Source organism: Vibrio sp. CCB-PB317, from assembly GCF_022808245.1.
In the GTDB taxonomy this organism is placed as follows: domain Bacteria; phylum Pseudomonadota; class Gammaproteobacteria; order Enterobacterales; family Vibrionaceae; genus Vibrio; species Vibrio diabolicus.
On the sequence record NZ_JALGNU010000002.1, the window covers coordinates 333,224 to 355,919 of the forward strand.

General features: G+C 45.2%; 26 protein-coding genes. 6 read left to right on the forward strand and 20 right to left on the reverse strand.

What is annotated here, in order from left to right:
• Positions 1-2: 2 nt before the first annotated feature.
• The gene (locus MTR11_RS10620) at positions 3-2,426 is read left to right on the forward strand and encodes a formate C-acetyltransferase/glycerol dehydratase family glycyl radical enzyme (RefSeq protein WP_243327487.1); all 2,424 of its coding nucleotides are present in this window, start codon (positions 3-5) and stop codon (positions 2,424-2,426) included.
• Between the two features lie 49 nt (positions 2,427-2,475).
• On the opposite strand, the gene MTR11_RS10625 is transcribed toward MTR11_RS10620, so the two are convergent.
• The 4 genes from MTR11_RS10625 to MTR11_RS10640 form a co-directional block, all read right to left on the reverse strand.
• Positions 2,476-3,558, reverse strand: a complete 1,083-nt coding sequence (locus MTR11_RS10625; protein WP_243327488.1) for a saccharopine dehydrogenase family protein — start codon at positions 3,556-3,558, stop codon at positions 2,476-2,478.
• A 24-nt stretch (positions 3,559-3,582) separates the two neighbouring features.
• Positions 3,583-4,527: an SDR family oxidoreductase gene (locus MTR11_RS10630; protein ID WP_243327489.1), complete on the reverse strand. Its 945-nt coding sequence runs from the start codon at positions 4,525-4,527 to the stop codon at positions 3,583-3,585.
• A gap of 253 nt (positions 4,528-4,780) precedes the next feature.
• Positions 4,781-5,218, reverse strand: a complete 438-nt coding sequence (locus MTR11_RS10635; protein WP_006741992.1) for a MerR family transcriptional regulator — start codon at positions 5,216-5,218, stop codon at positions 4,781-4,783.
• A 98-nt stretch (positions 5,219-5,316) separates the two neighbouring features.
• The gene (locus MTR11_RS10640; protein ID WP_047009615.1) at positions 5,317-5,862 is read right to left on the reverse strand and encodes a TetR/AcrR family transcriptional regulator; all 546 of its coding nucleotides are present in this window, start codon (positions 5,860-5,862) and stop codon (positions 5,317-5,319) included.
• Between the two features lie 98 nt (positions 5,863-5,960).
• Between MTR11_RS10640 and MTR11_RS10645 the strand changes: the two genes are divergently transcribed.
• From MTR11_RS10645 to MTR11_RS10660, 4 genes are all read left to right on the forward strand, one after another.
• On the forward strand, positions 5,961-6,434 hold the full coding sequence (locus tag MTR11_RS10645) for an HPP family protein (protein ID WP_243327490.1): 474 nt from the start codon (positions 5,961-5,963) through the stop codon (positions 6,432-6,434).
• 139 nt (positions 6,435-6,573) lie between these two features.
• Entirely contained in the window at positions 6,574-6,789 is a 216-nt protein-coding gene (locus MTR11_RS10650) for a TIGR02450 family Trp-rich protein (protein WP_046875742.1), read from the forward strand.
• A 118-nt stretch (positions 6,790-6,907) separates the two neighbouring features.
• Positions 6,908-7,285: a PH domain-containing protein gene (locus tag MTR11_RS10655; protein ID WP_005396583.1), complete on the forward strand. Its 378-nt coding sequence runs from the start codon at positions 6,908-6,910 to the stop codon at positions 7,283-7,285.
• A gap of 10 nt (positions 7,286-7,295) precedes the next feature.
• A complete protein-coding gene (locus MTR11_RS10660) occupies positions 7,296-7,514 on the forward strand; it encodes a DUF6500 family protein (RefSeq protein WP_085342540.1) in 219 nt (72 codons plus the stop codon).
• On the opposite strand, the gene MTR11_RS10665 is transcribed toward MTR11_RS10660, so the two are convergent.
• The 9 genes from MTR11_RS10665 to fliD all read right to left on the reverse strand — a co-directional run bounded on the left by MTR11_RS10665 (position 7,511) and on the right by fliD (position 14,119).
• Positions 7,511-7,798: a hypothetical protein gene (locus MTR11_RS10665; RefSeq protein WP_104972923.1), complete on the reverse strand. Its 288-nt coding sequence runs from the start codon at positions 7,796-7,798 to the stop codon at positions 7,511-7,513. The two genes, MTR11_RS10660 and MTR11_RS10665, sit on opposite strands and share 4 nt — an antisense overlap.
• Before the next feature lie 78 nt (positions 7,799-7,876).
• Positions 7,877-8,869, reverse strand: a complete 993-nt coding sequence (locus MTR11_RS10670) for a flagellar motor protein MotB (RefSeq protein WP_104972922.1) — start codon at positions 8,867-8,869, stop codon at positions 7,877-7,879.
• Entirely contained in the window at positions 8,869-9,726 is an 858-nt protein-coding gene (motA, locus tag MTR11_RS10675) for a flagellar motor stator protein MotA (RefSeq protein WP_005396580.1), read from the reverse strand. The genes MTR11_RS10670 and motA overlap by 1 nt, the downstream gene beginning before the upstream one ends.
• Before the next feature lie 10 nt (positions 9,727-9,736).
• Positions 9,737-10,465, reverse strand: a complete 729-nt coding sequence (locus tag MTR11_RS10680; protein ID WP_005396579.1) for a FliA/WhiG family RNA polymerase sigma factor — start codon at positions 10,463-10,465, stop codon at positions 9,737-9,739.
• A 12-nt stretch (positions 10,466-10,477) separates the two neighbouring features.
• Complete coding sequence (fliL, locus tag MTR11_RS10685; protein ID WP_005398533.1) at positions 10,478-10,978, reverse strand: flagellar basal body-associated protein FliL; 501 nt, start codon at positions 10,976-10,978, stop codon at positions 10,478-10,480.
• Between the two features lie 22 nt (positions 10,979-11,000).
• Positions 11,001-12,074, reverse strand: coding sequence for a flagellar hook-length control protein FliK (locus MTR11_RS10690; protein ID WP_243327491.1), 1,074 nt, complete (start codon positions 12,072-12,074; stop codon positions 11,001-11,003).
• On the reverse strand, positions 12,071-12,391 hold the full coding sequence (locus MTR11_RS10695; RefSeq protein ID WP_005398525.1) for a hypothetical protein: 321 nt from the start codon (positions 12,389-12,391) through the stop codon (positions 12,071-12,073). Before MTR11_RS10695 ends, MTR11_RS10690 begins: the two co-directional genes overlap by 4 nt.
• Complete coding sequence (gene fliS, locus MTR11_RS10700) at positions 12,375-12,761, reverse strand: flagellar export chaperone FliS (RefSeq protein ID WP_005398523.1); 387 nt, start codon at positions 12,759-12,761, stop codon at positions 12,375-12,377. Before fliS ends, MTR11_RS10695 begins: the two co-directional genes overlap by 17 nt.
• Before the next feature lie 20 nt (positions 12,762-12,781).
• Positions 12,782-14,119, reverse strand: coding sequence for a flagellar filament capping protein FliD (gene fliD / locus MTR11_RS10705; RefSeq protein WP_006741986.1), 1,338 nt, complete (start codon positions 14,117-14,119; stop codon positions 12,782-12,784).
• A 388-nt stretch (positions 14,120-14,507) separates the two neighbouring features.
• On the opposite strand from fliD, the gene MTR11_RS10710 reads away from it, so the two are divergent.
• Positions 14,508-14,795 (forward strand): hypothetical protein, encoded by a 288-nt coding sequence (locus MTR11_RS10710; protein ID WP_041853112.1) that lies wholly within the window; start codon positions 14,508-14,510, stop codon positions 14,793-14,795.
• A 282-nt stretch (positions 14,796-15,077) separates the two neighbouring features.
• Here the strand turns inward: MTR11_RS10710 and MTR11_RS10715 are convergent, their stop codons facing one another.
• The 7 genes from MTR11_RS10715 to fliQ form a co-directional block, all read right to left on the reverse strand.
• A complete protein-coding gene (locus tag MTR11_RS10715; RefSeq protein WP_005398053.1) occupies positions 15,078-16,400 on the reverse strand; it encodes a 6-hydroxymethylpterin diphosphokinase MptE-like protein in 1,323 nt (440 codons plus the stop codon).
• Positions 16,401-16,455: 55 nt separating this feature from the next.
• Positions 16,456-17,301 (reverse strand): lateral flagellin LafA, encoded by an 846-nt coding sequence (gene lafA / locus MTR11_RS10720; RefSeq protein WP_005398051.1) that lies wholly within the window; start codon positions 17,299-17,301, stop codon positions 16,456-16,458.
• A gap of 304 nt (positions 17,302-17,605) precedes the next feature.
• Complete coding sequence (locus MTR11_RS10725; protein WP_046875750.1) at positions 17,606-18,376, reverse strand: EAL domain-containing protein; 771 nt, start codon at positions 18,374-18,376, stop codon at positions 17,606-17,608.
• Between the two features lie 19 nt (positions 18,377-18,395).
• Positions 18,396-20,486, reverse strand: coding sequence for a flagellar biosynthesis protein FlhA (gene flhA, locus MTR11_RS10730; RefSeq protein ID WP_006741984.1), 2,091 nt, complete (start codon positions 20,484-20,486; stop codon positions 18,396-18,398).
• A 31-nt stretch (positions 20,487-20,517) separates the two neighbouring features.
• Positions 20,518-21,645, reverse strand: coding sequence for a flagellar biosynthesis protein FlhB (flhB, locus tag MTR11_RS10735; RefSeq protein ID WP_006741983.1), 1,128 nt, complete (start codon positions 21,643-21,645; stop codon positions 20,518-20,520).
• Entirely contained in the window at positions 21,642-22,418 is a 777-nt protein-coding gene (fliR, locus tag MTR11_RS10740) for a flagellar biosynthetic protein FliR (RefSeq protein WP_006741982.1), read from the reverse strand. Before fliR ends, flhB begins: the two co-directional genes overlap by 4 nt.
• Complete coding sequence (fliQ, locus tag MTR11_RS10745) at positions 22,418-22,687, reverse strand: flagellar biosynthesis protein FliQ (protein WP_005375036.1); 270 nt, start codon at positions 22,685-22,687, stop codon at positions 22,418-22,420. The genes fliR and fliQ overlap by 1 nt, the downstream gene beginning before the upstream one ends.
• Positions 22,688-22,696: the final 9 nt, after the last annotated feature.

Sequence of the window (22,696 nt, forward strand, 5' to 3'; positions counted from 1 at the left end):
CCATGGACCTACATACCCTTCCAGAGCGAATCAAAGCCCACAAATCGGCACTGGTCAACATCGTAACGCCGCCTATCTGTACTGAGCGCGCAGAGGCTTATACTCGAGCGTATCAGGCAAATGAAGACAAACCTGTGATTGTGCAACGAGCGTTGGCGTTACAAGAGCACTTACGCACTCGTACCATTTGGATTAAGCACGACGAGCTGATTGTCGGTAACCAAGCGAGCAAAGTACGCGCTGCGCCGATCTTCCCTGAATACACGGTGCGTTGGATTGAAGCGGAAATCGACGAACTGGCCGACCGACCTGGGGCTGGTTTTGCGGTAAGTGAAGAAGACAAACAAAGCATTCACGCCATTACGCCATACTGGCGCGGTAAAACGGTTCAAGATCGCTGCTATGGACTTTTTACCGACGAGCAACAAGAGATCCTAGCCAGCACTATCATTAAAGCCGAGGGCAACATGACTTCGGGCGACGCGCACCTTGCAGTGGATAACGAAAAAATCCTGAAGATCGGTATGAACGGTCTGTTGGATGAGGTTCGCCAGCATCGCGCTAATAACGACGTGTCGACGTATGAAGGGTTAAAGAAAGAGCAGTTTTATAAGTCCGTCGAAATTGTCTTGCTTGCGATTCAGGAGCACATGGTGAGTTACGCCGATCTCGCTCTGGAAATGGCACAAAACGAAACTCGACCAGAGAGGAAAGCAGAACTGGAGACAATCTCAGAAAACTGTCGTCATGTGGCTTTCCATGCGCCAACCAACTTCTGGCAAGCTCTGCAACTGAGCTATTTTGTGCAGTTGATGCTGCAAATAGAATCGAATGGCCACTCTGTTTCATTCGGTCGGATGGACCAGTTCCTAAACGACTACTACGTGCGTGATCTTGAAAGTGGCACGATGAACAAAGCGTTCGCCCTTGAGTTATTGCAAAGCTGTTGGTTGAAATTGCTTGAAGTAAACAAGATTCGCTCTGGTGCGCACTCAAAAGCATCGGCAGGTTCTCCTCTGTATCAAAACGTTTGTATCGGTGGCCAAAAGCTGAATGAGAATGGAGAACCTGAAGACGCCGTAAACCCGCTATCTTGGGCGATTTTAGAGTCTTGTGGTCAGCTACGTTCCACGCAACCGAACTTGAGTGTTCGCTATCATGAAGGTCTGAATCAAGAGTTCTTGATGGGCTGTATTGAAGTGATCAAATGTGGATTCGGTATGCCTGCATTCAACAACGATGAAATCGTCATTCCAGAATTCATCAAGCTTGGCGTTGAGAAAGAAGACGCTTACAACTATGCGTCTATTGGCTGTATTGAAACCGCTGTTCCAGGCAAATGGGGTTACCGTTGCACGGGCATGAGCTTCATTAACTTTGCGCGTATTTTACTGGCTGCGCTTAACGAAGGTGTGGATGCAACGACGGGCAAAGCCTTCTTGCCGCATGATAAGTCGTTGGCAAAAGGCAACTTCGAGAGCTTTGAGCAAGTCACCGCTTCTTGGGCGAAGCAAATTCGCTACTACACACGTAAATCGATAGAGATCGATACCGTAGTCGACAGTGTGCTTGAGCAGCAAGCGCAAGATATTTTCTGCTCATCGCTGGTGGATGACTGTTTGGCGCGTGGTAAAACAGTAAAAGAAGGCGGAGCGAAATACGATTGGGTATCTGGCCTGCAAGTGGGTATCGCCAATTTGGGTAACAGTTTGGCGGCGATCAAACATTTGGTGTTTGAAGAAGCACAAATCAGCCAAACGGAACTGGCAAAAGCATTAGAAGAAGACTTTGATGGTATTGAGAACGAACAACTTCGCCAACGCTTAATCAACTTCGCGCCAAAATACGGCAATGACGACGATTATGTCGACCAATTGCTGGCTGATGCTTACCAAGTTTATATCGATGAGTTGGCGCAATTTGTCAACACACGTCATGGGCGCGGGCCAATTGGTGGTGGCTACTACGCGGGAACATCAAGCATCTCTGCCAACGTGCCATTTGGCGCATCCACGATGGCAACACCAGATGGTCGAAAAGCGAAAACGCCACTGGCGGAAGGCGCAAGTCCAGCATCGGGCTCTGACCGTTTGGGACCAACGGCGGTGTATAACTCAGTCGGTAAAATTCAAGCCAATAAAATCCTAGGTGGCGTGCTGCTTAATCAGAAGTTAAGCCCAGCGGCTGTCGCTTCAGAAGGGGATAAGCTCAAGCTTTCAATGCTGATTCGCACCTTCTTTAATCACCACAAAGGTTGGCACGTGCAGTACAACATCGTCTCTCGTGAAACCTTGCTGGCAGCGAAGAAGAACCCTGAGCAATATCGTGACCTTGTCGTACGAGTTGCGGGCTATTCAGCCTTCTTTACCGCGCTGTCACCAGACGCGCAGGATGACATCATCGCTCGTACCGAACACGAGTTGTGATGGCCTCAACCCCTGTTAATGCAGAAGGCACCGATTGGTGCCTTTTTGTTTACTCTTCAATGGTTATGCCACTAGAGCCGGGAAGCTGCGACACAAAATTGGATCCCATGAGCTTAGATGGGGTGTATACACCGGCTTCAGGCTTCGTATGTAGCAGGTGTTCTACAATCGCCAGAGATCCCGTTACGGTTAAGCTGTAGCCATTGGCCGTTTGTACTCGTGCTGTTTTGCTTTGTCCGAGTTTGTTGCTTGCTTTACCCCACACATATGTGGGTAATTGGTTTCTTTGCTCCTCATTCGGTCCTTTTACGGTTCTTTCAATACGGCTTTTTATGAGGCTTTGTACCCAGGTTATGCCGAGAAGGGGGCGAACCCAATTCGCTCGTTTAGCGTTTTTTATCATGTTCGGCGATCCGGGAACAAAAACATCAATATTCTCAATCCCCGTGGTGTAATAGGCGGTTGAAACATCGCCCCACGGAATGGTCATCGCAAGTTTTTCGCCGTCACCAAAATCAATGTTGCGAACTTTATACGCTAGCGGAACGGTGGTGATTTTTCCGTTAAGTCTCACTTTTCCGCCTTGAGCCAAACCTTCGACAGACGTTTTCGCTGTGCCCGGAGAAAAACCAGAGCGAGAGTCAAAACCGAGAGACAAGTGTGTTGCATCTGGTAGCTCAGCTTTCAATATGGCTGCAATGCAATCCGTTGGAATAACATCAAATCCAACACCGGAGCACAATACGACACCAGCTTCCTTTGCTTGTGATTGCAGCGTTTGTGCAAACTCAAACACAGAGATCTCACCTGTAATATCGAGATAATGTGTGCCTGCATCTAGGCACGCTTTCATCATCGGTTTTGCCGTCGAAGAAAAGGGGCCTGCGCAGTTTAATACCAGTGATGAACCCGAAATATGTTGGACCGCGCTGCTTTTATCCTCAAGAGAAAAAGCAAGACTTTGCAGCCCTAGTTCAGCCGCTAGGCTTTGTACTTTCTCTAAACTTCTACCAGCAAGGATTGGGTGGTGACCTCGTTTTACGGCCTCTCTCGCAATTAGCTCGCCTGTATAACCATTGGCTCCGTATATGATCCAACGATCTGGGGATGATGCCGGTGTGTTATCTTTCATCAAAAAGCTCCTATCAATGCCTGTTTAAAGAGGTTTCTGGTCATCGGCTTTTTCTTGTTGAATTGTGGTCAAGCCTTGTTCGAATGTGGTGATTTGAAAATCTGGAAAACGAGTCTGAAACTTATCCGAAACAAAAAGGTTGTCAGATTCGTAGCGAGGCAAAAGCTCGGCAGCATCTCGAATGGTTTGATTAAATCGCCCAGCTAGCCACAATTGCCAGCGCTTGATGACTTTGTAGTTCGGCGGAACGTTAAAAACCTTTGCTGCAACAGCGATAAACTCCCGATACGTCAGTCGACGATCATCACAAGGCAAATGCCAAGTTTGTCCGTAAGCATCGGGCGTATTCCCAATTAGCGCCATGGCTCGGCTTGCGTCTGGCGTATAAATTAAGCTGCGTTTGGTGTCATCACGTAAAAACACCTTTGCGCTCTTTTGGTTAAGTAGATTATCGATAATGGCGGAATTAGTGATGCTTTGCGTTTTCCCCGGGCCGTAAAACTCCGGAGCACGACAGATAACGGCTTCGATTTCTCCTTTATTCATCGATTCTAGCAGCATGTCAGTAATGACCGCACGAATTCGACCTTTTTCTCCATTGGGCTGAAATGGTGCATCTTCTTGTTGAGGCGTATCCGTTTGCGGGTACATGTAGGTATTATCAAAGTAAACAAGCTTTGCTTGATGAGTTTTACATGCGGCGATGACATTACGCATCATTGTTGGCCACTGTTCCACCCACAGTTGAGTATCCATTGGTAGCCCTGCAGTAAGGTAAACGATACTAGAACCTTTTACGGCATCTGATGTTTGTTTCGCGTCGAGCAAGTCCGCTTTTACCAGTTGATCCGTCTCGTTGACTCGATGCGGATTGCGGCTCACCAATCGGATGTCGCTCGTAAAGTCTCGTTTTAGGCTTAATGCCAGCTCACGGCCAATTTGCCCACTTGCACCCAATATCGTTTGCATTCACCAATCTCCTGCTGTGTTGCTTTGATATTCATCCTAACGTTAAAGTTAGGTTTAAGGTCAACCCACATTTTGAAGATAAATTGGATTGATTTTTTATTGATTATAGAAACAAGGAGATGGCACACCTGAGCTAAGGGCGAATGGTTTTGACAGACTCAATTTAGTGGCTAGCAGGGGAGTTGGCGAATCTCTAACCCAACATCAAGAGTAAAGCTTCGCTTGTTAACATTGCTTTGATTTGCTGACGGCTTTACTTTTTATTTGACGGGTTTTCTTTGGTCAGAATCGTTTGTCCAAGCTGAGACATGACGCGTTTTGCATTCATTGCACAGTCCATGTCATCTGGCTTAGCTTCAATCTCTTTAAGTACTTCTTTTAACTTGCTTTTACTCTGCGCGATTTTTCGCTCAAGCTCGTCGAGCTCTTGGACTTTTTGCTGCAAGGTTGTCAATAACTGATGATGATCCCAGTTAGAAAGGTCGGATGGCAGTAACGCACTTAGTTCATCCAAACTGAATCCAGCTTGCTGACCCGTTGTGATCATGTCCAGAATCATTAATGCTTCTTGCGGATACTCACGGTACCCGTTGGCTTTACGGGTCACGGTTTTTAGCAGTCCGATGCGCTCGTAAAATCGAATACGCGAGGGAGCAAGGCCCGTTTTTTGCGCCAGTTCGCCAATTTTCATATCAAGCGTGTCTCATTAGGTTGATAAAATAACCTTACCATTTCTGAACATTCTCGCCAGTTTGGTGCTCGGTCGTTTCGTTTCTTGCTTTCTTACCGTTACAGCTTGTGCAAAATTTCCACGCATTTCTTTGTGACGTCGTCGTACTCTTTTGTCATGTAAGCGGTAGTGATGGCGCCTTCTTTCATGATGCAAATGGCATCGAGTAATGATGTGTTGTCTGATTTGAGATAGCGTTGAATTAGCTCTCGAACCTGTTGTTTATGGTGGCGGCAATACGTTGCGATCTCGCCGCTGTCGTCACTGAATTCGGCGGACGTGTTGATGAAGAAACAGCCGCGAAACTCGCCCAATTTTTCCTCAGAACCATGAAACCAGCCGTTAAGCGCGGTAAACAACTGGTCGATCACGTCTGTGCTCGATTGTGCTGGTGATAGTTTCTCCTCTAGCCACGCCATGAAGATTTGGTGGCGTTGTTCTAGTGCGGCGAGGATGAGCGCTTCTTTGCTTTCAAAATGACTGTACAGCGTGCGTTTAGCCACGCCAGATACTTTAAGGACTTCATTGATGCCAATGGAGTTGATGCCCTGTTTGTAAAACAGCGACAACGCGGTATCGATCAATAACTGTTTCTTTTTGTTCATAACTACGTCCTCAAAAAGTTCTACAAACACATATTGACAAAGGTAGACAGATTTGTCTATTTTAACTTGTAGACAATTCGGTCTACTTTGAGGTGTTTATGAATAATTTAATTTTATCGTTGGTCGCGGGGCTTGGTGCGACATTGGCTATTGGTGTGTTGTCTTACGTCGAGGTATCTCTTACTGAGGTTGTACTTCTCATGGCGCCATTTGGTGCTACTGCGGTGTTGGTGTTTGGGGTGCCTAGCAGCCCTCTCGCTCAACCAAAAAACGTGATCATTGGTCACTTGATTACGGCATCTATCGGTATTGCGTTTAGCCAATATGTTGAGATCACGCCAATCACCCTCGCGATTGCGACTGGGTTAGGAGTGTCAGCAATGCTGATTACGAAGACAACGCATCCACCTGCGGGCGCAAATCCTATCTTGATCATGGCATCTGGGCAGGGGTGGAGTTTTCTGTTCACGCCCGTATTGATTGGCGCGGTAGTGATTGTGCTGGTTGGTAAGGCGTTGCAGTTGCTACAGAGTCAGTACTTAAACCCTCGTTTGAACGGTCAAAAGACCTAATTGGGTTGCAAGTAAGGCCGCATTAGGGGATGACCTCTTTTGCGGCTTTTTCTTTTCGTGGATGCTTAAAAATAAAATCTGATTCTCTCTTGGTATTCAGTCGTATACATAAAGATGCTAGTTAAATTGGTATACCACTATGAATAAAATTCACCCCAAGAAGCTATTGCACAGCAAATGGACGGCGACGTCACCTAAAAATAAAGAGAAGCACTTTGTCGTAACTGAAATGGAACTGGATGAAGACGGCAATGTTGTGAAATGTGTCATTGAGGCGGTTATGAGTAAACGTGAGCAAGAGATGAACTGGCAAGAGCTGAAAGACCCAGAGCTATGGCGGCAGGGCTGGAAGTAATGCACTTTGTTGAATTTTTTCCTAGGTTTGAAATCGAAAGATGGTACTTAGCTGATAGGCAACGGTCTGTGTATCTGCTACGTTGAGTTTGTTCGCTATCAACTAAAAAGGAATGACTATGATCGATTTCGACAATTCATCAGTGTTTAAGCTTAAACCCATTGAGGTATCAAAAGTTAGGGAAGATTTTCACAAGTTTCTTATTGATGGCGAGTCGGTATTTGCGGGCTTTAAAACGGTTCGCGACCAAGTGGTGTTTACCAACAAGCGAGTGATTGCGGCGAATGTGCAAGGGATTACGGGCTCAAAAGTGGATTACACGTCGCTGCCTTATAGCAAGATCAATGCATTTTCTATCGAGACGTCTGGTACTTTTGACTTAGATTGTGAAATTGAGTTCTTTATGAGTGAGGTGGGAAGAGTACGTTTTGAAATTAAAGGTTCGTTTGATCTGATTTCTTTCAACCGTATGGTTAGTGAGTATGTACTAGCGTAAGGGAATAGAAATGAGAGCTTCATTGAGAGACAAAATAATAGAGGTCTGTGACAAAAAGATCGAAAGCAAAGGTGAGCAGGTTGGGCTCTCATTTTATGCGTTTTTCGCCAACAAAAATGATGATCCTGAACAGTTGATGGAGGCGGCTACGTGGTGGATTCAGACCCATCGGCTCGACCACTTCGAAAAAGCATTAAAAATCAAATCAATGGTGGAGTCTGGTATCTAAATTAAAAAAAAGAAATAAAGAAAGCAGACGAATGCCAACAACGTCGCGGATAAAACAGGGTAGATAATATAAGAGTCCTGTTTATTGGTTCTTTGAAAGCACAGAGAAACGAGTAAGACGTTGTAGACGACGAGCAGCATACTGATCATGGTCCCATTGTTAAGCGTTAAACTGGACAGCTGAGTTAAGAAAAACGCCAATAAAAGGTAGTCGAAGACAATTAACCATAAAAAGGCTTTCTTCAACAGATCGCGTTTTTTGTTTTCGGAAGGTGTTATGTGCATATAGAACTCAACTAAAAAGTCACAGTAACAGAGGTTTCAGTTAGAAAGGTCACCATCAGGCGAGGTGACCTTTTGAGGTTATAATTGTTGAATATTTACTTCGTTGGTGGCCGTATCACCCGAGTAATTGATGACTTCTTGTCGAATGACTGGTTGGTTAAATTCTGCTTTATCTTTCGCTTTTTGCAGTTCACTTTCTTGGTGGTTACCAAAAAGAGTTTCGAGTACTTTGGCTGCTGGCGTCGTTAAAATGAACAGCTCGATACGGCGGTTTTCGCTTGAATCTGGTTCATCAGGGTTAAGCAGTGCTCTATCCGACATGCCTGTGACCTGCATGACTCGATCATCCGGCATGCCACCTTCAACCAGCGTATTTCTTGCGACATCAGCTCGAGATGCAGATAGCGCCCAGTTTGATTGACGACCAAAGCGTTTTTTAAATGGAATCGCATCCGTATGTCCGCTGATGATCAGTGGGTTGTTCACACGCTGAAATACAGGCGCAAGTGCAAGTAATAAGTCTTCGAAGAAAGGGGTCAGCTCTGCGCCTCCACGACTGAACATATGCTGTTTGTAATCATCTTGAAGGACGATACGTAGGCCTTGTGGGGTCACGGTGACGTTGACATTTCCTTGTGCGTTAATCTGAGCGGTCATTCGTTCAATGACTTTCGCCAGCGCTGCAAGTTGCTCCTGAGTATCGAAGTTACCAGGAATCAACGAGTCGATTTCTGGCCCATCGCCGTCACCTCGAAAGTATGAGCTTACCACGTGGTTGGAATTGTGTTTACTTGGCACAGAAGAGTCCTGTGCCAAGTCAATAGGAGAGATACTTTGTGAAGTATCAAATGGATTACCGTAACTCTTGTCGAATACGCTTGAGCTATGTAAGTGGGCGACAATTGCTTTACGCTCTTCTTTGTCTACCACTTGCATAACCCAAAGCACAAGAAACAGCGCCATTAGGGCGATCATGAAGTCAGCAAACGCGACTTTCCACGCGCCGCCATGAGGTTCATCATGGCTGTGTGCTTTGGCACGTTTGAACACTACATGCTCTTGTTTTTGCATTATCCCTCCTGTTCAGCTAACCACTTCTCCATTTGGTTGAATGTTGGTTTGATGTCTAGCTGAATATGTTTACGACCAGCGTCAATGGCGAGCAATGTCGGCTTCTTCGCTACGTAGGCAACCAAGGTTGCGCGTACGCATTCAAAAGCAGTCATATTACGTTTTACTCGCTGAGCCATGGCGTTACTTAGTGGGTCTAAACCACAGTAACAACCGAAAATACCAATGAATGTACCTACGAGAGCTGCTGCAACGTGATAACCAATCATAGCGATTGAGCCATCAATGGCCTGCATGGTGATAATGATGCCACCAACTGCTGCAAGAATACCGAAGCCAGGTAGTGCTTCTGCTGTACGCTGTAGTGAGCGTGAAGGCAAAAGCATTTCGTTTTGGATAGCTTCAATTTCTTGCTCTAGCAGTCCCTCTAATTCATGAGGCGACATTTGTCCCATTGCCATTAAACGTAAATTATCAGTAATGAAAGAAATTAGGCGATGATCCTCAGCAATCGTCGGGTAAGCGAGAAACATAGAGCTCTGTTCTGGCGACTCAATGTGAGAGTCGAGAAACTTATAACCACGGTTGCGCGCTGTCTCAAGCAAGTTATTGAGTAGCGCCATTAATTCCATGTAGTACTCATGCTCTTCTGTCGGGCCTTTGATGGTCGCAGGCACTTGGCGACGCATTTCTTTCAGTACGTGAGGTGGGTTACCGATGATCAAAGAACCAGCAGCAGCGCCAATGATGATAAGGAATTCGGCTGGTTGCCAGATAGCGCCTAAGTTACCGCCGGCCCACATGTATCCACCGAAGACGCACACCAGGATAGTGAGGACTCCAAAAAACTTTTGCATCTTGTGACTCCTAAGAGGACATTAATTGGTTGAGTTGTTTCAGCGCTTGTTTGTGAAGCTGACATATACGAGGTGGTGTCAGATCCAATACCAGAGCTATTTCGTGTAAGTTGAGTTCATGTTGATAGAACAGAGTAAGCAGCAATTGATCACGCTTCGGCAATTTGCCTAAAGCGCTATCTAAACTGCGACGAATATGCTCATGTTCCATGCCATCATATTGCCCGCCAATATAACTATCACCACTGCTTTCCATCAGTTGGTCAAGGCTTTGCATCTCTCCCGCAAGGGCGGCATTTTGGCGGTTGTAATAGTCCTGCTCATTCGTCCCCAAGGCTTGGATGATTTCTGCATCCGTAGGCATCCGACCTAAAGAGCGTGTGAGATCTCGAGTCACGTCGTTGAGTTCGTGAGCCTGTTGGCGAGTTTTACGTGAGCGCCAATCTAACCGGCGTAATTCGTCTAAAATTGCACCTCGAACGCGACACACGGCAAAGGCAGGGAAATGAGGATCGTCAACATCGCCGTATCGGCGTCCAGCTTCAACTAGAGCGATAAGGCCAATTTGCTGCATATCTTCAATACTACAGTGAGAAGTGGCATGAACACGTAGCTGGTTAACGACGCGTTTCACCATAACTTGATGACGTTGCAGCAGTGCATTTTCGTCAATTGGGCGTGATGGCGTCGTCACTTCCTCTTCTGTGGTATAGGTGTCTTGTATATTCATGTCTAACATGGTTGTGCTCCGTTATTGCACAACATATTTAGTCAACAAAACATCGTCGATTTCGCGAACGATGTCTGTCTTAGCAAAAGCCAGTAAAAGCGTTTGTTTTACTTCGTTTTGCAGAATATCGATGGCACCCGCTTGCTGTAACTCATCAAATGTTTTGTCGCTAAACAATTTTAATAATGAGTTTTGTACCATTGGCATGTACTCATCAATGTCTTTGATGCGCTCAGGACGGCGTGTTTCAATTGCTAGTTCTAGCATGACAAAGTGAGTCTGTTTTTTACCTTTCACGGTTAAAACGACTTTGTCTAAAGGATGGAAGCTAGGACCTTTGCTTGTCGGTTCTTCTGTGACTAAAAATGACAATGGAGAATCATCGATCAAGGAACCAGAGTCAGGTGACTCTTGAGCGTGTTTGTTTAAGTACCAGATTCCGCCCATAATCGTGGCGGCCGAAACGAGGGCGCTGGTGATGATCATGGCGATAAACAGGGCGATCATTTGTTGTTTGGTCATAACCTTTTTCCTCGAGGATTAACTAGGCTTGAGTGTTCAGCCAGTGTTCTGAATAGTTTGTTGTTGTGGTTTGGAATGCACCAGATTCTCGTGCTGCGAAAATAGTGGCGTCTTCTTCATTTGTATGTTGGTCATTGCGACTCTGGCTTTGATCAGAGCCTACGTTGACATCGACATGGACGAAGTTCTGCTCTTGCAGTTCTGTGCGCAGACGCTCAGACACTTGCATTAAAGCTTCTCGTGTTGCGGCTGTATTGGCATTGATGTGCACGCTTAGTCGGTCGCCTTCAACACGTACAAGTAAATCCAGCTTACCTAAATCCGGTGGGTCGAGGCGGATTTTGGCTTCTTGTACATTTTGTTGCGCTTGAAGAGTCACACGGTCATGCAGAACTTGCATCATTTGCTCTCCCCATTTCCCAGCACTGGTGTCAACGCGCACAGCCGCCCACTCAGAGCCTTGAGTTTGAATATGACTCGTGGCAACGGCGGTGTTCGGGGCTTGTGGCGTTGGTGTTTGTCCTTGGAGTGGTGAGGCCGTTGGTTGCCCTTGAACTGGTTGACTCAATAGGGTCTGAAAGTCGGCACTGGAGATTGATAGACGCGAGTTCGATGACATCGGTTGGCTTTGTTGCACCTCTTGTTGTTTTGGAGAGGTGTTTAGCAAGGCGTTATTTGAGTCTTGTATTGTAGACTTAACATCGTTAGCTACCGATAAAGGCGGAGTTTTTCCGAACTGACCCGACTGCTTTTCTGCCATAGTGAGCATACTCTGGGTTAGAGCCTGAGCTTGCATAGCAAGATCAGGTGATTCTGTTGAACCCAGTGTACTTGTCAGGTGAGCATCTGCTTCAGAAGCCGAGTGCTCGTCAGTATCCGAACCACGAGCATGCGCCTTTTCTTCGCTGTCCAAAGCTGGAGCGGTAAGATGAAAACTCGGCACGGTTGAAGCTGAGGCGAAACCTTGGCCGTCATACTGGCTATGCTCAGACATAGGGTTATGAGAAAAACCGTGTACAGCTCTTGCTTGTTTTATGTTGCCTTCATGGCCAGGTGATGAATTGCCGGATATTTGAGTTGAAGGAGATACGATCATTGAGTTAGCTCCATGGTCATCGCTAATTGATAGGCCATAGCGCGCTCTTGATGGTCATTGACCATATTCATCTCTTTTTCTAACTCGTTCTTCGACTTTTCTAATCTAGCGAATGCATCTGCATGAACGGTTTTGGCACGTTGAATTTCAGGTGCAAGCTTAGGATCCTTCAAAAAAGGTTTGTGACTGATCAATAGCTCTCGCAACTGCAAGTCATAGCGCTTAAGCGCATGCCAATCTGCTGTTTTTGTAGCGAATTGGATGAGCTGAGATAAATGACGAAATCGCTCTGGCGACACTTTATGCTTGTTGTCCAAAATTCATCCAACCTTCACGAATGTTACCCATTACACGCTCGACATTAACCAAGCGATTCGCATCGTTCTGCACGCTGGCGTAATAAAGCTCAACTTGGCAGAAGTCATACAGCTGGCGTAAGTTTTCAGCAATTTCGCCACCATTCTCATCATCTAGAGCGCTTGTGAGCCCAATTAAGATGTTCATACATTTGTTGATTCCGTTACCTTTCTCCGCCAAGCGATTCGCAGCCAAATGGCCACGAATACGTTCAACTTCATCAAGTAAGCCATCGATCAACATAATGACTAATTGGTGTGGGTTTGCTGCTGCCGCTTGCGCGTTGAGGTCTACTTGCTGGTACGAGTCATAGCCAGAGTCCATAAGCATGAGTTTTTTCTCCTAAAGGCTTAGCCAAACATCGACATGGTTTGGTTCATTTGGGTCATTAACGCGTTCATTTGTGTGAACTGTTTGATGTAGCGTTTGTACGACATATCGTATTTACGCTCTAATGTAGATTGTTTATCTTCTATGCGATCCAAGTTAGCTTGAAGCGCATTTTTACGGGATTTGAATGCGCCTGATGAAAACTTCAGAAATGGATCAATCATCGCGTCCATTGAGTCAAGTAAGGCATCGTCGCCATTAAACATTGCTTCCAAGCCCACGCTGTTATTCTTTTGAACTTCGGCGAATTTTTCGTGGTCGACTTTCATTTTCCCATCACGATCCAAGCTCACACCGATTTCACTCAGACGCATACCACCGTGTTCCCCTCGAACCAAATTAGTTAATTGGCTCTCAATGGAGCGAAGTGTTGGATCACTTGCTAACACTCCACGTTTTTTGTCTTCACTACCTATTTGGGTGTGCTGGTTCATTGCGCCAATAAGAGTGTTATATGCGTCAACAAACTTATCCAATTGCTCTTTAGTTGCTTCGCTGTCAGAGCCTATATCAAGGCCAACAGGTGTTTCACCAGAAGCTTGAGCTTTGGTTAGAGTAATATCTACACCGTCGATTACACCTTCAAATGTATTGCTTGCGTTCGTCAGTTTGAGACCAGAGTCTTTAGCTCCCAACCACATTACAGCATCTTGCGGGGCGCTAATTTGGTTTAGATTTGTGAATGCATCTTCAAACCAGGCTTGGCCAGTACCAGACGCCGATACGTTGATTTGGTTAGCAACACCAGTTTCAGTGCTTGATAACATAAAGTGAGTTTGACCATTTGAGCGAACTAAGGTGGCGTTTACTCCAGGGTTATCGCTGTTGTTGTTGATTGCTTTTGCTAAGTCACTGACTGTTGCTGTGCCATCACCGTCTGAATCAACAGTCGATAGATCTAGCGTCATTGTTTCGCCATTGATCGTGAACTCGAGAGAGCCAGTTGTTGGGACTTCAGTTGTTGCTTCTAGATCAGCAGGCATCCCTGTAGAGACTTGATGAGACGTGGCAACTTGCTCAACAAAAATTTGGTAGTTGCCTGTGAGGGCCTTAGCATCTGCACTGGCTGTAAAGTAACCTTCCTGAGATAGGGTTGCACTGTTCTTAATGATGGTGTTTGTGCTGCTGTTCATTTCGTTTAACGAATTACGAAAGTCTCGTAATGCCGTTTCAACTTTACCTAGAGCGGAAAGTTGCGCTTGATATTTGCTGGCTTGTAGCTGATAGCGCTGTTGAAACGGTTGAACGTCAAAAGTGGCAAATTTAGTAGCCATTGTAATTGGATCTAATGAACTCATGAGGTTACTCCCTCTCTCATATATACGGCTTAAATAGCTTATCTGCTATGCCTTGGTTTAACAGTTCATCGCAAGATGTGTGCCGTATATAAATGGCTATATATAACAATGCTTTGCGATGTATTATTTCATAGAGAGGAAGCTGTGGTTCCACCTTTTGTGTTCCGCTTTCCTCTAGAAAACAAGTAGCGTTTTCCTATAAGACAAGGCGACTCAAGACTCGTAAATGTTTAATAGAATTTCTAAGTGGAGTTGAAAGGGAGGAAGGGACTCAGAACAGATATTTCGGTGTTTACTTCTAATGAATTAAGATAATTCTTACATCGTATTTATATGCTTCCTGTTATCTTTTCATCAAATTGGAGTATCGGAAAGAAAAACAACAATTATGAACGAATTTGCCTTACGACTAATGAAGTGTGCTCGCGAATATGAGCGCTTTATTCACGCTAAATTACTTAGCAAGCAGAGTCTTAATTCTGACGAGTTGGCAAGTATCCAAAAAGAGGCCATATCAAAATTTCCTGAGTTAAAACGCTATCAGTTCGATAATAGTCCTGAGCCAGTGGAACTAGAGTTATTTAACAAAGTGTTAAGGAATATTATGCTGAAAGTAGGTTTTAGATTGCCAGACTCTCATTGGGATAATAATAGTTCTATTTACATCAGGCGATAAAAAAGCCTCAATGATGAGGCTTTCTAGAGCTAATAGCGTTCACTCAACGCTTTTATGTTAGGCGCAATTTCATACCTTAGAATATCTGCAAGTGCAGTGAAGTCATGAACTTCTCGGGCGGTATTTATTCGCGAAAGTATTTCGAGAACAGACGTGCGCTCTGACTGAACGGTGAATAATTTTGTTAGGAGATTTAGACATCTCCCTAACATTAAGTCGCCTGTCAAGTGGTCACCGTATGAGTAAACCTCTGAAGTTTTAATAAAAGTGTCATAAACAGAGTTAATCTCGGTTGCCATATAGTTCCTCCACATTGAAATATTCAGCACCAATAATTTTTGCACCAATACGGCTCCAATTGTAAAACTTGGTCTGTGGTGATGCTGCTATTAGGTTCTCAACACCGCTTCCAAACATGCGGTAGGCTGGTGAGGTTTTGATCATCTCACCATAACCATTCTCTACTCGTGCTGTCATCGTCGCGTTCGGGTCGTCTGGTCTGTTTTCGCGTCCTGAATGGATGATATCTCCAGGGAAACCAAAGTCGCATCCGATGAGTGATACTTGGGTAGCACCTTGTAAAAGGGTGAAGTGGATTAGAGGATGGATTACCGAACCAAACGAGTAAGGGCGATATTTAACCGGTAGTTTGCTTGCAAATCTGTCGTATGTGAAGTCACCCAAGTGTAAGTAATACTTCTCGCCATGCCAGTTTTGGAAAATACGGCTAGGCATATGGCTACCAAACACCAAAATAGTATTTTTGGCGATCTCATATGGAATATGTTCGTCACCTAAATTTAAATCTACAGCAAATACGACATCTGGTTTGATGTTATTTTCAATTAAGCACTTGCATGCAGTTGATGCAGCAATAAGCTTGGGACGATTTGGTCGGTTATAGACTGTTTTTAACTCTTCAATATGATGCTGGAGTGATGGGCCAGCACCAATACAAATAGCGTCGTCTACTTGATACATAAGATAATGATCAGAAGAGTTTAGGCGTTTTAAAAGAGGTTCGTTTTCTTTCTCTCTTGTGAGCAGTTCTTCATCGCTATGTCTATAGCTAGCGTTTGCATAGCCGATCAAAACACGGTTTTCTAAGCGGAAATAAAGCCATTGATGAGTATGACGCGAAATGGCTCTGTCGGCATTGAGAATGATACAATCATCCCAAGTAAGGCTCGCGAGTTTTCTACCTATATCGCTTTGGTCTTCTGAGACGATGATCAACGAAACACGAGGATCGGATATCCATTGTTGTGGAACGAGAGAAAGCACCAATTTTGCTAACGGTAGGTTATAAAGATAAACACGAATTGATCGAGCATTTTTATCTTGTGTTAACAGGGATGGGACATTGCCCATACCGATGCCCCAAATATGATAATCGTCGCTAGACGTTAGGCTTCGGTACTGGAAGGCTTCTTCGACCGGGTCATAAGCACTGCTAAGTTGAACTCCGTTGACTTTTAGGGTCATCGCTGCTTTTTCAACTACTTCAAAGTGTAAGTCGCTAAAGTCTGCACTGTCTAAGGCTTTTGCTACGTCAGGCCAACGAGAGCGAATGATATCAATATGTTGAGAATAAACTGGTGTCATAATATTCAGATAGTAAAAAACCCCACCGGATGGGTGGGGTTATAAGCTTCAATGATTAGCGTAGTAGAGACATTGCCATGCCAGGAAGCTGGTTAGTCTTAGAAAGAACTGTTGTACCTGCTTGCATAAGCATTTGGTTCTTAGTCATGTTTGAAGACTCTGTAGCGAAGTCTGCATCAGTGATACGGCCTTTTGCTGCAGAAGTGTTTTCAGTCATGTTACCAAGGTTAGTCATTGTGTGCTCTAGACGGTTGATGTTAGCACCAAACTGAGCACGTGCTGTACCTAGATCTGCTAGCATACCGCCAGAGCTTGAAAGGTTTGCAAGAGCTGTAGAAGCTGCAGCAGCAGTGCTGATGCTTGTCAGGCCAGCAATTGCTGTCGAGATGTCGTTTAGCTGTGTTTTTGCATTTACAGCTAGTTTCTCTGCACCAGTCGCACCAATTTGGTAAGTAACGCTGCTTGCACCAAAACCGCCGCCTTCAGCTAGAAGTTTTTGACCACCAAATGAAGTGTTTTCCATGATGTTGCCTAGCTCAGATGCTAGCTGTTTGAACTCTGCATCCAAAGCTGCACGGTCTTCTTGACTGTTTGAGCCGTTCAAAGATTGTGTTGCTAGGTCGTTCATGCGGTATGTGATGTTTGTCATCTCATCCATTGCACCTTCAGCAGTCTGCATCATAGAGATGCCGTCCTGTGCGTTACGCATCGCTACATTCATACCACGAGTCTGAGCTTCCAGACGAGTTGCAATTTGTAGACCCGCAGCGTCGTCTGCTGCTGAGTTGATGCGGTAACCCGTGCTTAGACGCTCCATCGCAGTGTTTAGAAGACCGCTTGTGTTGTTCAGAGTGTTTTGAGTTACAAGCGATGCGTAGTTAGTGTGCATTGATAAAGCCATCTTAGTCTCCTTAGTTAGTCACTATATCTTTCAGGCCTCGGGATATTCCCTAGTCACTAACTAGAGGCGGTCGGTCAGCTTTAATGATTAATTTGAAAATTAAAAAATTCCTAAAAAAGATCAAAATTGATGATTTTTAGTGACTTGTATTCCATGAAAATACAGATATAACATCAAATAACCTGAATAAGCCTGACTTAATCAGGGAAGCAGTCATCTATCAATATTATCGTTCTTCGTTATAAATAAAAAAACAGCGCGAATAATTCGCGCTGTTTTATAAAGATTAATAGTTAGGATTCTGTCATTCCTCACCAAAAGATTGAAAAGAGAGGGAGGTCGGGATGTCACTGAAATAACCAAAGTAATAATTGGCCCCTAACAAGCGATAGCGGTTTAGCTCTGTTTGGCTCGCTACCCGCCCGGCTACCCAAGGGTATTTGTGCTTTCTTAAGAACTTAGCAATCGGTAGGAAAGCATGTCTTTCTTCTTTATCCTCTAATGTGACTGATAGTTTGATCATATCGGGACTAAAGTCAGCGACTCGTTCGAAGTTCACTTGTGATGTCGCGACTTCAAACCAAAGTGAGTAGGCGTTTTCTCTTAACTTCTCTATCAGCGCTGAGACTTTATCATAGGCGCATAGCGTTTTGTCTGCTTGAAGAGAAGGAATCACATGTTGAAAAGCGGAAGAGTGAAACTGAATCATCTGTTCGAGAAAGTATATGCCTGGTTCCCATAGTAATGCGTCAATTCTTATCGGCACGACGACGTTACTGATTAAGTCGGGGTGAAAGGCTTCTAGCTGAAACTGTGTTTGTCGCAATGCGAGATAAAGGCTGAACAAATCTAGGCAGTACTGCATTTGTTCAGAGAGTTCGAATTGATAGACGCTTTGTTCGCCACGCGTGCCAAATCTCAACGTCAGGTGTTGGAATTCTACCTCTCCTGATTGAGTCTCGCGAATGGCTTGGCACGCGTGTTGAATGTCATTGTGCTTTAAAGCATCAAATACTAATTGATCGTCATCCGTGACGATATGTTGTACTGCGAGACCAACCAAATGTTCGTACATCGCATGTGTTGAAATAAGATTAACCAAGGTTTCCTACCACATTGATTTGTTTGTTTTCTGGAATTTCGTTGTAAGACAATACTGCCAGTCCTTGCGTAAATGTGCGTGCGTAACGAGCCAGAAGTGGACGTAACTGAGGCATAACGAGAAGAATCGGAGGTAATCCCTGTTGTTTGAGCTGTTGTCTTATCAGTGGCAAGTTTTGTTGGAACTGACCAAGAATATTTGGCTCAATTGGGAAGCTGTCTAACATTACTGTACCAGAAGATTGTGCTTGTTGTAGCGAAGTCAGTAGCATTTGTTCTAGTTCATCAGAGAGAGCATAGACATTTAATTCGTTTTTCTGTCCCGCAATCAGGTTTACGAGCGTGCGTTTTAGTGCGCAACGCACATCAGATGCCAGTAAAATCGGGTCTTTAGTGTTTTCCGCGGACTCCAGCATCGTGTTAGCAATCGTACGAATATCTTTTAGTGGCACTTGGTCTAGTAACAACTGGCGATATACTTTGAGTTGCTGCGCAGGGTTAAGTGCCGCGGCTAGGGCTTCGGCTAACTTCGGTGCTTGCTGTGTCAAGCGTTGCGTCATGGCTTCAACATCGTCGTGCGTAAACAACTCAGCAAGGTTTGTTTTCATTATCTTGCTAATATGAGTCGCGATGACCGTGCCATCATCGACCACTTGATAACCCATGTTCAGCGCTTTCGCTTTGTCTTGATGTTCAATCCACACTGCTGGTAATTGGTAAGCAGGATCACTGCCCAAAATACCATCTACTTCACCGTACGTTTCTCCGACTGCAATCGCCATCAAACGTTCTGGCTCGATAAAGCCTTGTTCGATCACTTCGCCATTGAGAGAAATTGTATACTGATTCGGTTTAAGGCTTAGGTTGTCTCGAATACGCACCTCTGGTAATAAAAAGCCGACTTGTTCAGATAGGTTACGGCGCACACCGCGAATACGCTGTGATAAAGGTGCACCTTGTTCTTTGTTGACTAGGTGAACGAGACGGTAACCCAGGGAAAGCGACAACGTTTGAACATGAGGAATATCTTCCCATGTAAGCGGTGTATCGTCCTCTTGCATGGCTTGTGAAAGTGCTTCGACCTCCTCGATTTGGGAGTCTTGCACGGGCTTTTTCGTTTGACGCCAACCCGCGAAAGCTAAAGCACCCGCGAAAGCAAAAAAGGCCAAATGTGGCATGCCTGGTACCATGCCTATCACAGCCATGATGCCTGCGACGGTAAACAGTGTCGCCGGGGTTGCCAGCAATTGTTTTTGCATGGTTTCCGACATGCCATTATCGCTATCATTAATTCGCGTAACGATAATCGCTGCAGCCGTTGCCAATAGAAGTGACGGAATTTGAGCTACTAAGCCATCACCGATTGTAAGTAGTGCGTATGTTTTAAAGGCGTCAGATGCTGCGAGTCCATGCTCAAAGACGCCGATGCTGATACCACCAATGATGTTGATAAACAGAATCAGCAAACCAGCGATAGCATCACCTCGCACAAACTTTGAGGCACCGTCCATCGAGCCGTGGAAATCGGCTTCGTTAGCGACTTCTTTACGACGCAATCGAGCGGTTTCCTGATCGATAAGACCGGCATTTAAGTCGGCATCAATCGCCATCTGTTTGCCCGGTAAGGCATCCAAAGTAAAGCGCGCTGACACCTCAGAGATACGTTCGCCACCTTTGGTAATTACGACGAAGTTGATGATCATCAAGATAACAAACACCACCATACCAACGACGTAGTTACCGCCAATAACGACTTCACCGAACGCTTGGATGACTTTACCTGCCGCATCCCCCCCATTATGTCCTTCTAGGAGTACGATTCGTGTGGAAGCGACGTTCAGTGTAAGACGCAATAATGTCGCGACTAACAAAATTGTTGGAAAAACTGAGAAGTCTAATGGTCGCTTTGCGGTAGTGCTGACCAGCAATACTAGGATTGCCAAGACGATATTGAAGGTAAACAACGCATCCAATAGCAGGGGAGGCAAAGGTAAAATCACCATTGCCAAAATCATTAGCAAGACAATTGGAATGCCAATGTAGCCTTTGGTTGATGTTTGAAGTTGTTTTAACCGGTTAAGCATACTTTCGTGTCCTTGGATAAACGCGGGTTAATCAGTGCTGCAAATGCTTTGGAATCGAAAAATGAGGCAAAGGAGTTGGCTCTTTTCCTTCACCTTTACGGAAGGCTTTCAATTGCAAAACGTAAGTAAGAATATGTGCCACGGCAATGTACAGTTGGCTTGGGATTGCTTGTTCAATCGCCGTGGTGTGATAGATCGAACGAGTCAACGGTGGTGAGTTGATGATCTCCACCTTGTTTTCTCGGGCGATTCGTTGAATGTGCATGGCTGTTTCGTCTACGCCTTTTGCAACCACAAATGGAGCATCAGAAAGTGAAGGTTCGTACTTCAGAGCGACAGCGTAGTGAGTTGGGTTAGTGATGATCACGTCAGCCGTTGGTACCATCTTATCGATTTTACGGCGTGCAAACTGCTGTTGAATTTGACGGATTCGCTGCTTTACTTCAGGGCGGCCTTCGTTGTTCTTGAATTCCTCCTTCAGCTCTTGTTTGGTCATACGCAGCTCTTTTAGGTGCTCCCAACGTTGGTAGGGAATGTCTACAACACCAAATAACAACAACGCAAACCCCATCAACAATAAGCCTTCAAAGAGAATAGACATCACGAGGGAAAAGCCTTGGCTTAAAGGTAAGTTTTGCATACCTAGCAGAGGCTGTAAGTGGTTGTCTAAATAGCCATATAAGATGCCGAAAATAACGGCTACTTTGAATGTGGACTTTAAGAGCTCAACCACTGAGCGTGTCGAAAAAATGCGCTTTATCCCACTTAAAGGATTAATTTTGCTCAGCTTTGGCATAACGTTCGCCGGACGGAACATCCAACCGCCTAGTACAAGGCTGCTACCACAGGTCACGATAATAATGACGGTAAACAACGGCAATAGCATGTCGATGATGACCGCTAAACTTTGTCCCAATTGCTCGACAAGCTGTTTCGGGTTTTCTAAGTCGGCTCGCGTCAGCATCATGTTGTAGCGAAAAATACCTGACATACTTTCCCAAATGCTATTGAGCTGAGAGTAAAAGTAGAGCGCCACCGCTAGAAATATCACCGCAGTAGTAAACTCTTTAGCACGAGGAATTTGTCCTTCCTGGCGCGCTTTTTTTACTTTCTGCGGCGAGGCTTTTTCAGTTTTGTCCTGAGACGATTGATCGCTCATGCGCCCCCCAACATAAAGTTACTCAAGTGTCTGATGGTGTCGTGCACAAGCGCGGTGTAGCGACCCGGCACACCAGATACTGAAATTAATACGCTGAACAGGCCAAGAAGCATCGTCATTGGAAAACCTAATGCATATACGTTGAGTGAGGGGGCGGCGCGATTCATCACACCAAAACTGATGTTGGCTAAGAGCATTGAAACAATAGCAGGCAACGCTAGTGCTAAAGCTGAGGCAAACATCCAACCGAAAATATTTACAACGCCTTGCAGAGAAAGCGATGTGATGCCAGAACCGACCGGCCACACGACAAAACTTTGAATCACGATATCAATGACGAGCAAGTGTCCTTCTAGCGCGAGAAATAACAAGGTTGAAAATATAAGAAATATACGGCCCAAAATGGCGACAGAAAGTCCGTTGATAGGATCATTCATCATTGCCATACCCAATCCCATTTGCAGAGAAACGACCTGACCAAGCATGGTGAAAACGTTAAAGAGCATGTGCAAAATTAGCCCAAACATCACGCCCCAAATCGCTTGCTCAAAAGCAAGGAATAGAGACGTCATGGAGAATAATTCGACTTGTGGCATTGGTGGCATCAATGGTGCGGTAATCACGACGATCGAAAGTGCCAGTAAGGTACGGATCCAAACGGGAATGATTGCATCACCAAAGAAGGGCATCGAAATAAATACAGCTCCCACACGAAAAAACGGCCACCAGAGTTGACCGAGTATCGCTGAGAGCTCTGCAAATGTGATGGCCATTAGCCAATCATCCCCGGTATGTTGTGGAATAAGAAATCAAACAGTTCCATGATTTTTCGGAGCATCCAATGACCCGCAAAAATCACCATCAATAGCGTAACGAGCAAACGTGGTAAAAAGCTGAGTGTTTGCTCGTTGATTTGTGTGGCGGCCTGGAAAACGGCGATACACAAACCGACAATTAAGCCAGGAACAACCAGTACCGCAACCATTAAAATGATCAGCCATACTGCATCGGAAAATAACGTTACGGTTAGTTCAGGGGTCATAGCATGCTC

Bases quoted from the DNA above. Each gene is read 5' to 3' on its own strand.
- MTR11_RS10620 (WP_243327487.1), top strand. From the start codon at position 3: ATGGACCTACATACCCTTCCAGAGCGAATCAAAGCCCACAAATCGGCA.
- MTR11_RS10625 (WP_243327488.1), bottom strand. From the start codon at position 3,558: ATGAAAGATAACACACCGGCATCATCCCCAGATCGTTGGATCATATAC.
- MTR11_RS10630 (WP_243327489.1), bottom strand. From the start codon at position 4,527: ATGCAAACGATATTGGGTGCAAGTGGGCAAATTGGCCGTGAGCTGGCA.
- MTR11_RS10635 (WP_006741992.1), bottom strand. From the start codon at position 5,218: ATGAAAATTGGCGAACTGGCGCAAAAAACGGGCCTTGCTCCCTCGCGT.
- MTR11_RS10640 (WP_047009615.1), bottom strand. From the start codon at position 5,862: ATGAACAAAAAGAAACAGTTATTGATCGATACCGCGTTGTCGCTGTTT.
- MTR11_RS10645 (WP_243327490.1), top strand. From the start codon at position 5,961: ATGAATAATTTAATTTTATCGTTGGTCGCGGGGCTTGGTGCGACATTG.
- MTR11_RS10650 (WP_046875742.1), top strand. From the start codon at position 6,574: ATGAATAAAATTCACCCCAAGAAGCTATTGCACAGCAAATGGACGGCG.
- MTR11_RS10655 (WP_005396583.1), top strand. From the start codon at position 6,908: ATGATCGATTTCGACAATTCATCAGTGTTTAAGCTTAAACCCATTGAG.
- MTR11_RS10660 (WP_085342540.1), top strand. From the start codon at position 7,296: ATGAGAGCTTCATTGAGAGACAAAATAATAGAGGTCTGTGACAAAAAG.
- MTR11_RS10665 (WP_104972923.1), bottom strand. From the start codon at position 7,798: ATGCACATAACACCTTCCGAAAACAAAAAACGCGATCTGTTGAAGAAA.
- MTR11_RS10670 (WP_104972922.1), bottom strand. From the start codon at position 8,869: ATGCAAAAACAAGAGCATGTAGTGTTCAAACGTGCCAAAGCACACAGC.
- motA (WP_005396580.1), bottom strand. From the start codon at position 9,726: ATGCAAAAGTTTTTTGGAGTCCTCACTATCCTGGTGTGCGTCTTCGGT.
- MTR11_RS10680 (WP_005396579.1), bottom strand. From the start codon at position 10,465: ATGTTAGACATGAATATACAAGACACCTATACCACAGAAGAGGAAGTG.
- fliL (WP_005398533.1), bottom strand. From the start codon at position 10,978: ATGACCAAACAACAAATGATCGCCCTGTTTATCGCCATGATCATCACC.
- MTR11_RS10690 (WP_243327491.1), bottom strand. From the start codon at position 12,074: ATGATCGTATCTCCTTCAACTCAAATATCCGGCAATTCATCACCTGGC.
- fliS (WP_005398523.1), bottom strand. From the start codon at position 12,761: ATGCTTATGGACTCTGGCTATGACTCGTACCAGCAAGTAGACCTCAAC.
- fliD (WP_006741986.1), bottom strand. From the start codon at position 14,119: ATGAGTTCATTAGATCCAATTACAATGGCTACTAAATTTGCCACTTTT.
- MTR11_RS10710 (WP_041853112.1), top strand. From the start codon at position 14,508: ATGAACGAATTTGCCTTACGACTAATGAAGTGTGCTCGCGAATATGAG.
- MTR11_RS10715 (WP_005398053.1), bottom strand. From the start codon at position 16,400: ATGACACCAGTTTATTCTCAACATATTGATATCATTCGCTCTCGTTGG.
- lafA (WP_005398051.1), bottom strand. From the start codon at position 17,301: ATGGCTTTATCAATGCACACTAACTACGCATCGCTTGTAACTCAAAAC.
- MTR11_RS10725 (WP_046875750.1), bottom strand. From the start codon at position 18,376: ATGTACGAACATTTGGTTGGTCTCGCAGTACAACATATCGTCACGGAT.
- flhA (WP_006741984.1), bottom strand. From the start codon at position 20,486: ATGCTTAACCGGTTAAAACAACTTCAAACATCAACCAAAGGCTACATT.
- flhB (WP_006741983.1), bottom strand. From the start codon at position 21,645: ATGAGCGATCAATCGTCTCAGGACAAAACTGAAAAAGCCTCGCCGCAG.
- fliR (WP_006741982.1), bottom strand. From the start codon at position 22,418: ATGGCCATCACATTTGCAGAGCTCTCAGCGATACTCGGTCAACTCTGG.
- fliQ (WP_005375036.1), bottom strand. From the start codon at position 22,687: ATGACCCCTGAACTAACCGTAACGTTATTTTCCGATGCAGTATGGCTG.